Origin of the sequence: Mesorhizobium sp. M1365, from assembly GCF_040317865.1 — a bacterium.
Lineage (GTDB): Bacteria > Pseudomonadota > Alphaproteobacteria > Rhizobiales > Rhizobiaceae > Mesorhizobium.
Genome location: NZ_JAMYLG010000099.1, coordinates 1 through 2,526, shown reverse-complemented (window position 1 = coordinate 2,526; position 2,526 = coordinate 1). Strand labels below are relative to the sequence as shown.

General features: G+C 66.1%; 2 protein-coding genes. Both read right to left on the bottom strand.

The genetic code is table 11. From position 1 onward, the window contains the following. Positions 1–299: 299 nt before the first annotated feature. Entirely contained in the window at positions 300–1,493 is a 1,194-nt protein-coding gene (locus NKH04_RS33025) for an IS91 family transposase (RefSeq protein WP_352981450.1), read from the bottom strand. A gap of 2 nt (positions 1,494–1,495) precedes the next feature. Continuing rightward, positions 1,496–2,404, bottom strand: a complete 909-nt coding sequence (locus NKH04_RS33020) for a tyrosine-type recombinase/integrase (RefSeq protein WP_352981451.1) — start codon at positions 2,402–2,404, stop codon at positions 1,496–1,498. Positions 2,405–2,526: the final 122 nt, after the last annotated feature.

Here is a 2,526-nt window from a genome sequence, read left to right as displayed (position 1 = left end):
CGTGAAGAGTTTCGGGCGCCGGCAGGCGTACGAAAGTCCCCGAGGAAGGAACCCGCGGGCCACAGGCGATGGCTATGGGGATTTCGGATTTCGGCAGATGTCGGCGATGGCGTGACCGCCGTCGGGAAGCGCTGGGGTGAATGCGGACAGACCGCTTCGTTGCGCCTCCGCGCGGTGTTGTCGGGACGGTGGACGGCTGGGCGCGGCTCTGTCGGCGTCGATAATCACCATAGGCGTGCGTCGATCCGTTGCCGGAGGCTGAGTGCCTGCAGCTGAAGGCTGAACCATTCCATGCCGGGTCATGGCGTGCTGCTCCCGGTCGACGGGGAACCGTTTGGCGGTCCGCGCGGCTGCCTCCGTCGTTCGAACACCTCGATCACGATCATGCGGCCGCCACAGCAGGGGCATGGCGGGCGGAAGTTGTCCGGTTCGTCCGTGGTGTCATCGTCGGACGGTGCGGTGACGTTCAGGAGTTCACGAACAAGCGCGAGGCTGGCCCTGCGAACAGAGCCGGCAAGCAGGCCGCAATGCCGGATGCGGTGGAATCCCTTTGGCAACACGTGGAGCAGGAAGCGGCGGATGAACTCGTCGGTCGCGAGCGTCATGAGCTGCTGCCGGTCGGCGCCTTCGCGGCGATAGTCCTTGTAGCGGAAGGTGACCCCGTCATCATCGAAGCGGATGAGGCGGCTGTTCGAGATCGCGACCCGGTGCGTGTAGCGCGACAGGTAGGCGAGCACCGCTTCAGGCCCGGCGAAGGGCGCCTTGGTATAGACGACCCAGCGCTTCGTCCGGACCGTTGCCAGGTGGCGAAGGAATGCTCGGCGGTCGGCGAGGTGCGCCATCGACCCGAAGAAGCTAAGCCGCCCGGCGTGGTGCAGCGCGACTAGCCGAGTGAGGAAGAGCCGGCGGAAGAGCTTGCCGAGGACGCGCACCGGAAGCAGGAATGCCGGGCGCGACGAGATCCATCGGCTTCCGTCCGGCGCGATGCCGCCGCCCGGCACAATCATGTGGACATGGGGATGGTGGGTCATTGCCGAGCCCCATGTGTGGAGCACGGCAGTGATGCCGATGCGCGCGCCGAGGTGCTTCGGATCGGTAGCGATGGTCAGCATCGTCTCCGACGCCGCCTTGAACAGCAGGTCATAGACGAGCGCCTTGTTGTGGAAGGCGATATCGGCGACTTCGGCCGGCAACGTGAACACGACGTGGAAGTAGCCGACCGGCAGCAGGTCGGCCTCGCGCTCAGCCAGCCATGTCCGCGCGGCCGCGCCCTGGCACTTCGGGCAGTGCCGGTTGCGGCAGGAGTTGTAGGCGATGCGCCATTGGCCGCAGTCCTCGCAGGCCTCCACGTGACCGCCAAGGGCGGCGGTGCGGCAGTGCTCGATCGCCGACATGACCTTGAGCTGCTGCAGTGTCAGATGCCCTGCATGGGCGGCCCGGTAGGCGGGCCCGGCAGTGCGGAAGATGTCGGCAACCTCGATCGAGGCGCGCACGCTCAGCCGTCGGGTGAGATCTCTTCCGGCTTGAACAGGCCGAGCTTGTCGAGCGGGCTCGTGACCGTTCTCACCGTGCGGGTCGCGACCTTGGTATAGAAGGCGGTGTTGTTCAGCTTGGCGTGCCCGAGCAGGACCTGGATGATGCGGATGTCGGTGCCGTCCTCCAGCAGGTGGGTGGCGAAGCTGTGGCGCAGCGTGTGCGGCCCCACCCGCTTGGCGATGTCGGCGGCCTGCGCTGCCTCGACGACGATGCGATAGAGCTGCCGCGTGCTGATCGGCTTCATCGCGTGCTGCCCGGGAAACAGCCAGCCGTCGCGATGCATTACACCCTGCTGGCGGCCGACCTTCCACCACTGGCGCAGCAACAAGAGCAGGTCTTGCGACAGCATGGCGTTGCGATATCGCCCGCCTTTGCCACGCTCGACGCGCAACAGCATGCGCTCGCTGTCGACGTCAGCGACCTTCAGCATCGACACTTCGGCGACGCGCAGCCCTGAGCCATAGGCGACCGACAGCGCGGCCTGATGCTTGAGGCAGGTGGTGGCGTTGAGCAGCCGGGCGACCTCGTCGCGGCTCAGGACCACCGGCAGCTTGCGTGGGTGCGCCAGACGAACCAGCTTGCGCGCCAGATCGGGACGATCGACCGTATGGGTGAAGAAGAAACGCAACGCCGACACGATGCTGTTCATCGTCGGCACGGGAACGCCGTCTTCCTGCTGCTCGATCTGAAACCGGCGCAGATCGTCGGCGGTCGCTGTGTCCGGTGAACGCCCGAGGAACGTCGCCAGGCGTCCGATGTCGCGGAGATAGTTGCGCTGCGTCTCCCGTGAGAAACGCCGCATGTTCATGTCGTCGATCAGTCGTTGGCGCAACGGGCTGATCGGTGTATCGAGAACGGGATGGGGCATGGTCAGGCTCCTTGTTGAAGAAGCCCGCCATGCTCTGCTCGAGCCGAACGACGCTCAACGCGAGCGCGACGACCGGTTCTTGATCTCTACCTCACCCCATGCGCCCATCCCGCGCAGCGGGT